Origin of the sequence: Nakamurella sp. (assembly GCF_048594475.1) — a bacterium.
Taxonomy (GTDB): domain Bacteria; phylum Actinomycetota; class Actinomycetes; order Mycobacteriales; family Nakamurellaceae; genus Nakamurella.
Genome location: NZ_JBMDXT010000306.1, coordinates 1 through 7,927 on the forward strand (window position 1 = coordinate 1; position 7,927 = coordinate 7,927).

Genomic DNA, 7,927 nt, shown 5'->3' on the forward strand with positions numbered 1-7,927 from the left:
TCCCGCAGCTCGGCCTCGGCCGTGGCCAGCCGCTCGGACGCCTCGGCCAGGTCGCGCTGCACCCGGTTGCGATGGTCGAGGGCGGCCTGCTCGTCGACCGCGTCCTGCTCGATCTTGGTCAGGATCTGCACGAGATCGTCGGCCAGCAACCGCATCCGGGCGTCCCGCAGGTCGGCCTGCACCCCGGCGGCCCGCCGCGCGACCGCGGCCTGGCGACCCAGCGGGCCGAGCTGGCGGCGGATCTCGGCGGTCAGGTCGGTCAACCGGTTGAGATTGGCCTGCATCGAGTCGAGCTTGCGGATCGTCTTCTCGCGCCGCTTGCGGTGCTTGAGGACGCCGGCCGCCTCCTCGATGAACGCCCGCCGGTCCTCGGGCCGGGCCTGCAGCACCGCGTCCAGCTGGCCCTGCCCGACGATGACGTGCATCTCGCGGCCGATCCCCGAGTCCGACAGCAGTTCCTGGATGTCCAGCAGCCGGCAGGCACGGCCGTTGATCTCGTACTCGCCGACGCCGTCGCGGAACATCCGCCGGGTGATCGAGACCTCGGAGTAGTCGATCGGCAGGGCGCCGTCGGCGTTGTCGATGGTCAGGGTGACCTCGGCCCGGCCCAGCGGGGGCCGGTCCGCGGTGCCGGCGAAGATGACGTCCTCCATCTTCCCGCCGCGCAACGCCTTGGCGCCCTGCTCGCCGAGCACCCAGGCGATCGCGTCCACCACGTTGGACTTGCCGGACCCGTTCGGGCCGACCACGGCGGTGATGCCGGGTTCCAGCCGCAGCGTGGTCGACGAGGCGAAGGACTTGAACCCCTTCATGGTGAGGGACTTCAGGTGCACGGGGTCGGCCCCTCCTCCGGCGAAACGGTCACACGGTCAGCAATCCCGGGCGCGGGTCACGCGCCGGTCACGGTGACGCTACCGGCCGGGTCCCGCGGAGTTCGGGAAGCTGGCGGCCTGAGTCGCGTGAGCTCGGCGGCGTCGGCCTCAGCCGACGTCGAACCGCTTGAAGGTCCCCCGGGCCGGCGCGAACTGCTCGACCACCTGATCGACCCGGCCCGGTGTCCGCCCACCCCGGAGCCAGGCCAGCAACCGGTCGCAGGCCGCCCGCGGGCCCTCGGCCACCACCTCCACCCGGCCGTCGACCAGGTTGGTGGCGCTGCCGACGAGGCCGAGTTCGAGGGCCTGGGCCCGGGTGAACCAGCGAAAGCCCACGCCCTGCACGTGACCGTGCACGAAGGCGGTCAGCCGGACGGTCTCGCCCGCCGGCTCGGCCGGGTCGTCAGGACCGTCGGGCTCGCCGCCGGGACGTCCCGGCCACCTCACGCGCGGGACCGGTAGACGATCAGCCGGCGGTCGTCGATCGTCAGCTCCACCGACTCCTTGGGCTCGGTGATCTCCCCGTCGTGCGCGACGGGTTTGGGGCCGGACAGCGACTCGATGGTGACGTGCGCGGCCTCCAGCTCGCCGTAGACCTTGCTCAACCGGGCCACGCCGATGATCGAGTACAGGATGGCCCGGGTGCGGGACAGCTTCTTGTCGGCCCGCAGGTACTGCACGTCCAGCACGCCGCCGGCCAGCTGGTCCCGCCAGGCCGGGGCGAGACCGCGCGGCGCGTACCGGCCGTTGCCGATGAACACGATCCAGACCGGGTGCTTCTCACCGTTGATGAGCAGGTCGACCGGCTTCTCGTGGCGCAGCGTGCGCAGCAGCGCGTAGGCGGTGGCCGGCCACTTGCCCATCCGCTTGCTGTACTTGTCCCGCCGCACCACCATCTCCGGGTACTGCCCGATGCTGGAGGTGTTCAGGAAGGCCACCCCGTCGATGGTGGCCAGGTCGACCATGCCGGCGATGCCGTGTTCCACCGCGGCCACCGTGTGCGCGTCGGTGTCCAGGCCCAGCGCCTTGGCGAAGTGGTTGAACGTGCCGGCCGGGAAGACGGCCAGCGGCAGGTGGTGCCGGTGGGCCAGTTGGGCGACCGCGGCGACCGTCCCGTCGCCGCCGGCCACGCCCAGGGCGCGCGGCAGCTCCTGCACCAGCGCCTCGATGTCGGTGCCCGGCTCCCACTCCACGATGTGCGCCTTGGGCAGCATCCGGGCGATGGCGTCGGCGACCCCGTCGGAGCTACCCGACTTGGCGTTGAGCACGACGGTCAGCCCATCGCCCTGTGGCAGGGCCGGGGCGGTGCCGGCGGCGGTGAGCGCCGGACCCCACGGCTTGACCGGCCACATCGCCCGGCCGATCAGTGCGACGCTGATCCCGACGGCGGCCCCGGCCCACACGTCGGAGCGGTAGTGCACGCCCACGTGCACGCGGGAGTACGCGACGGCCGCGGCCAGCGGCACCAGCAGGGGGCCCGCCCAGGGCACCTCGAGGGTGGCGCCGGTGGCGAACGCGGCGGCGGACGCGGCGTGGCCGCTGGGGAACGACGAGGTCCAGGGTGCGGTGCCGATCCGCCGGGCCAGGTGGGTCCGCTCGAGATCCGGGCGGCGCCGGCCGAACAGCGGCTTGAGCACGGCGTTGGACACGAGGCTGGCCGCGGCCAGGCTGGCCAGCCCGCGGATCGCGCCCCGCCGGGTCCGCCGGCCGGTCAGCGCGCCGACCGCGGCCACGCCCATCCAGAGCCGGCCGTGGTCGGCCGTCTTGGTCAGGACGCGCAGGGCGTGATCGAGCGGCCGGGCCACCACCGCGGTGGCCGGGGCGCACGACGGGTCGGGGGGCTGGTCGGTGACGCGCATCCGGGCGAGCCTACGCGCGGGGCGGACGCTGGCACCGGGGGCACCAGTACGACGAGCGGTTCATGAAGGCCGACCGCCGGATCGGGGTGCCGCACCGGGGGCACGGCCGGTCCGCCTGCCCGTAGACATTCAGCGCGCGGTCGAAGTAGCCGGACTCGCCGTTGACGTTGACGTACAGGGCGTCGAACGAGGTGCCGCCGGCCGCCAGCGCCTGCCCCATCACCTCGGTGGCCGCGGTCAGCACCGCGGCGGCCTGGGCCCGGGTGAGCCGCTCGGTGGGCCGGTCGTAATGCAGCCGGGCCCGCCAGAGGGCCTCGTCGGCGTAGATGTTGCCGATGCCGGACACCACCGTCTGGTCCAGCAGCGCCCGCTTGACCCCGGTGCGCTTGCCGCGCAGGGCGGCGACGGCGTCGGCGAGCCGGAACTGCGGATCCAGCGGGTCCCGGGCGATGTGCGCGATGGCCGCGGGCAGGTCGGCGCCGCCCGGGGCGAAGGTCATGCCGCCGAACGTCCGCTGGTCCAGGAAGTCCAGAACCGGTCCGGCGTCGTCGAAGGTGAAGCGGATCCGCAGGTGCGGGTGCTCGGCCGCCGGCCCGCCGACGGCCCCGACCGCCGTCCCGCTCGATCCGGTCCCGGTCCCGGCGGTCGGCGCTGCGCCGACCCGGAACTGGCCGCTCATCCCCAGGTGGGCCAGCACGGCGTCGCCGTCGTCCAGGGCCCACCACAGGTACTTGCCACGCCGGCGCACGTCCGCGACGACCCGCCCGGCGAGCAGCCGCTGGAAATCCTCGGCACCGCCGAGATGGCGGCGGACGGCCCGGTCGTGCAGCACCCGGACGGAACTGATGCGGCGGCCCAGCACGTGCGACCGCAGGCCGATCCGGACGGTCTCGACCTCCGGCAGCTCAGGCACTGTGCGGGGACGGACCGGCCGTGCTGCCCTGCCCGACGGTGCCGCCGCGACCGGTGGCGCCGCCCGGGCCGTCGACCGCGGGCGCACCGTCCTGCAGGCCGGTGTACGCGGCGGCCGCGGCGTTCTGCTCGGCCTCCTTCTTGGTGCGGCCGGATCCGGTGCCGCGGGCGGCCCCGGACAGCAGCACCCGGGCGGCGAACACCTTGGCGTGGTCGGGCCCCTCCTCGGACACCCGGTATTCGGGCACGCCGAGACCACGGGCCGCCGCCAACTCCTGCAGCGAGGTCTTCCAGTCCAGGCCCGCCCCCAGCTGGGGGGCGGCCGCCAGCAGGTCGGTGAACAACCGCAGCACGACGCCGCGGGCCGTCTCCAACCCGTACTGGAGGTACACCGCACCGATGATCGCCTCGACGGCGTCGGCCACGATGGACGACTTGTCGCGGCCTCCGGTCAGCTCCTCGCCGCGGCCCAGCCGCAACTGCTCGCCGAGCCCGATGGCCCGTCCGACGCCGGCCAGGGCGTGCATGTTCACCACCGAGGCCCGCAGCTTGGCCAGCCGACCCTCCTGGAGGTCCGGGTGGCTGCGATACAGGGTCTCGGTGATCACCACGCCCAGCACGGCGTCACCGAGGAACTCGAGCCGTTCGTTGGTCGGCAGCCCACCGTGCTCGTACGCGTACGAGCGGTGGGTCAGCGCGAGCACGACGAGGTCGGCACTCAGATCCACCCCCAGCGCGGCGCTGATCGCCCGCGGGTCGGGGGTGTTGTTCGACGACGGGGCCGTCGCGGCGGCCAACGAATCAGACCCCGACGACCTGACGACCCTTGTACTGCCCGCAGGTGGGGCACGCGAGGTGCGGCGGCTTCAGCGCGCCACACGCCCGGTTGCTGCACGCCACCAGCGTCGGCACGGTGGTCTTCCACTGCGAACGACGCGAGCGGGTGTTGCTGCGCGACATCTTCCGCTTCGGGACAGCCACGATCGATCTCCTTCGTTACTCGCCGGGCCCGGCCGGTGGCCGACCCGTGCTCTCGGGTGTTTCGGTTCCAAATCTGTCCCGCAGAGCGGCCCAGCGAGGATCCAGTATCTCATGGGAATGGTCCGGCTCGAGATCATCCAGCCGCCCGCCGCACTCGATGCACAGTCCGCGGCAGTCGGGCCGGCACAGCGGCGCCATCGGCAGGGCGGTGACGACCTCGTCGCGCACCACCTGCTCCAGGTCGATCCGGTCGTCCACGACGAGGGGGATCTCGTCCTCGTCGGTGGTGGCCGCGGTGGCCGAGTCCGGAAAGGCGAACAGTTCCCGGATGCCGGCGACGACCGGCTCGGTGACCTCGATCAGACACCGGGCGCACTGCCCGGTCGCCGTCGCCGCGGCCGTCCCGGAGACCAGGACGCCCTCGGCCACCGACTCGAGCCGGACGTCCAGGTCGACCTCGGCCCCGGCCGGCACCGCCACGACGTCCAGGCCCATCGGCGTGTCCAGCGGTATGGCGATCCGCAGCGTGCGCATGGTGCCCGGGCGACGACCCAGCGTCCGGGTGTCGATCACCCAGGGCGAGTCGGGACGGGGCGAGGGCACAGCAGGCATGACGGTCGTCGACAGCTTTCCGGTCGGTGGGTCCAGGCGCCGCCTGCTCCGGGCATGCGACAGCCGCGCTGCCGAAAGGCAACCGTTCCAGGGTAGTGCACGCACGACGACAATGCGAAAGCGACGCGCACCGGGCCGGCGACCCGCCGTCAGAACGGGCGCAGCGGCGGCAGCGCGATCGCCTCCGCCGGGGCGGGCCGGCCCAGCAGGTACCCCTGCCCGTACCGGCAGCCCATCCCGATCAGCAGGTCCAGCTGGGACTGCGTCTCGATCCCCTCCACGATCGCCTCCAGCCCGGCCGCCTCGATCAGGCGCAGGATCGCCCCGACGAACCGCACCTGGGCCTCGTCGGCGGCGAGGTCGGCGATGATCGACGGATCGACCTTGACCGTGTCGATCGGTAGCCGCCGCAGGTAGCTGATCGAGGAGTAGCCGGTGCCGAAGTCGTCGATGGCGACCCCGACGCCCAGCCGGCGCAGGGCGACCAGCGAGTCGATCCCGGTGACGTCCCCGCTGGCCAGCACGGACTCGGGGATCTCCAGCATCAACCGGTGCGGCGGGACGCCGTACCGCTGCAGGCAGTCGGCGACGAACCCGGCCAACCCCGGCCAGCGCACCTCCACCGGGGAGAGGTTGACGTGCATGCGGAACGGGTTGTCGGCCAACAGCTCGCGCCACTCGGCCAGCTGGCTGATGACCGCCCGCAGGATCCAGTGCCCGACCTCGACGATCTGGCCGCTGTCCTCGGCGACGCCGATGAACTCGCCGGGGATGAGCCGGCCGCGGGTGGGGTGCTGCCAGCGGATGAGCGCCTCGGCGCCGACCACCGCACCCGTGGTCAGCGAGTTGATCGGCTGGAACTCCACCCGGAGCTCGTCCTGCTCGACCGCGGCGCCCAGTTCGGAGGCGACCTGGAGCCGGGCCCGCGCCGCGTGGTGCATCTCCGGCCGGAACACCTGGACCCGGCCCCGGCCGCCGGACTTGGCGGCGTACATCGCGGTGTCGGCGTCCTGCAGGATCAGCTGCGGGTCCTGACCCCGGGTGCCGAAGCAGACGCCGATGCTGGCGCCGGTCCAGACCGCCCGGTCGCTCACCGTGAACGGCTCCTGCAGGGCGGCGAGCGCCCGCTCGGCGATGCGCAGCGCCTGGTCCTCGCCGATGCCGGGCAGCAGGATCGCGAACTCGTCGCCGCCCAGCCGGGCCACCGTGTCGACGTCGCGGACCACCGAGCTCAGCCGCCGGGCGACCTCCACCAGGATCTGGTCACCGGCCCCGTGGCCCAGCCCGTCGTTGATCGTCTTGAACTCGTCCAGGTCGAGCAGCAGGACGCACGGCGGGCCCGAGCCGCGTTCGGCCAGGGCCGCGGCGCGGCCCATCCGGTCGCGCAGCAGCGTGCGGTTGGCCAGACCGGTCAGCGGGTCGTAAAGGGCCAGCCGCTCCAGCTGCTCGCGGGCGGCGTCGAGCTGGGCGGTGCGCTCGGCGACGCGGTCCTCGAGCGTCCGCTGGACGGACTCGAGCTCCTCGGCCAGCTGGTTGAAGCCGGTGATGGCCGCGTCCACCGAGTCCTCGGCGGCCGAGGGCTGCAACCGCACCCCCAGATTGCCGGCGGCCAGCTGGACGATCTGGTCGACCAGCTGGTTGAGCCGACCGTCCGGCGGCGTCGCACCGCCGTCGCCGTTCAGATGCGCAGGGCCGTCATCGGCCGGATGGGCAGGGCCGTCGTCGGCCGAGGCGGGCATGTCTGGCACCGGTCATTCCCCCGAACAATCCCGGTGGCGCCCCGACCGCCGAAGGAAGCGGGGTGCCAGTTGCGATTACCGGGAAGCATAACCGTCAAACCGCCATTTTCGATGACCCTGAGCAATGTTTTGCTCACCCTGTGTCAGGGCTGAGGCCGTCGGCTAGCTCCGGACGAACAGCCGATCGTCCCGCAGATCCGCCACCCCGCCGGTGCGCAGCGCGGTGCGTCCGCGGCCGATCGTGCGCAGGGTGGTGGTGAGCGTTTCCTCGAGGTTGCCCAGGGTGCTGTCGACGTACGTGTCGCAGTCGTTGCGCATGCGGTCGGCGTTGGCGTGTGCCTCGTCCAGGATGCGGGCGGACTCGGTGTAGGCGGCCTGCACCACCTCGGTCTGGGTGACCAGCCGGGCCTGTTCGGCCTGGCCGTCGGCGACCGACTGCTCGTAGCTGGCCCGGCCGGCGGCGATCGTCCGGTCGGCGTCGGCGTGCGCCCGGGCCATGATCGAGTCGTGCTGCTCCTGCGCGGACTGCACGATCCGGGCGGCGTCCTCGCGGGCCCGGGCGACCAGGCTCTCGGCGTGCGCGGACGCGTCGTGCACGGTGCGCTCGGCCTCGGCCCGCGCACCGGTGACGGTGGATTCGGCCTCGGCGCGGGCCCCGTTGACCAGCCGGTCCGCCTCGGCCTGGGCGTCGGCGACCATGGACGTGGCCCGGTCGGAGGCCTCCCCCAGCATCTGGTCGCGGTGGTCGAGCACGTCCTGGGCGTCGTCGACCTCGCCGGGCAGGGCGTCCCGGACGTCGTCCAGCAGCTCGAGGACGTCACCGCGCGGCACCACGCAGGATGCCGTCATCGGCAGGCCGCGGGCCTCCTCGACGATGGTGACGAGCTCGTCGAGTGCCTCGAAAACCCGGTACATGGCAACCTCCTACGGGTCGACTGGCAGGCTCGCGGAA

The 7,927-nt window shown here is 73.1% G+C and carries 9 protein-coding genes; all 9 read right to left on the reverse strand.

Translation table 11 applies throughout. The features are described from left to right. Window positions 1-833: chromosome segregation SMC family protein (locus ACOJUF_RS14005; protein ID WP_420122444.1), on the reverse strand; the 833-nt coding region annotated here is incomplete at its 3' end. Between the two features lie 147 nt (window positions 834-980). Continuing rightward, window positions 981-1,241 (reverse strand): acylphosphatase, encoded by a 261-nt coding sequence (locus tag ACOJUF_RS14010; protein WP_420122452.1) that lies wholly within the window; start codon window positions 1,239-1,241, stop codon window positions 981-983. A 74-nt stretch (window positions 1,242-1,315) separates the two neighbouring features. After that, window positions 1,316-2,731 (reverse strand): phosphatase PAP2 family protein, encoded by a 1,416-nt coding sequence (locus tag ACOJUF_RS14015; RefSeq protein WP_420122445.1) that lies wholly within the window; start codon window positions 2,729-2,731, stop codon window positions 1,316-1,318. Between the two features lie 10 nt (window positions 2,732-2,741). After that, on the reverse strand, window positions 2,742-3,644 hold the full coding sequence (gene mutM, locus ACOJUF_RS14020; protein WP_420122446.1) for a bifunctional DNA-formamidopyrimidine glycosylase/DNA-(apurinic or apyrimidinic site) lyase: 903 nt from the start codon (window positions 3,642-3,644) through the stop codon (window positions 2,742-2,744). Further along, window positions 3,637-4,440, reverse strand: coding sequence for a ribonuclease III (gene rnc / locus ACOJUF_RS14025; RefSeq protein ID WP_420122447.1), 804 nt, complete (start codon window positions 4,438-4,440; stop codon window positions 3,637-3,639). The genes mutM and rnc overlap by 8 nt, the downstream gene beginning before the upstream one ends. Before the next feature lie 4 nt (window positions 4,441-4,444). Beyond that, window positions 4,445-4,624: a 50S ribosomal protein L32 gene (rpmF, locus tag ACOJUF_RS14030; protein ID WP_420122448.1), complete on the reverse strand. Its 180-nt coding sequence runs from the start codon at window positions 4,622-4,624 to the stop codon at window positions 4,445-4,447. 15 nt (window positions 4,625-4,639) lie between these two features. Further along, window positions 4,640-5,236: a YceD family protein gene (locus ACOJUF_RS14035; protein ID WP_420122449.1), complete on the reverse strand. Its 597-nt coding sequence runs from the start codon at window positions 5,234-5,236 to the stop codon at window positions 4,640-4,642. A 149-nt stretch (window positions 5,237-5,385) separates the two neighbouring features. Next, complete coding sequence (locus ACOJUF_RS14040; RefSeq protein ID WP_420122450.1) at window positions 5,386-6,975, reverse strand: EAL domain-containing protein; 1,590 nt, start codon at window positions 6,973-6,975, stop codon at window positions 5,386-5,388. A gap of 162 nt (window positions 6,976-7,137) precedes the next feature. Beyond that, window positions 7,138-7,890 carry a DivIVA domain-containing protein gene (locus tag ACOJUF_RS14045; RefSeq protein WP_420122451.1) on the reverse strand — a complete coding sequence of 251 codons (753 nt, stop codon included), beginning with the start codon at window positions 7,888-7,890 and terminating at the stop codon, window positions 7,138-7,140. Window positions 7,891-7,927 lie beyond the last annotated feature (37 nt).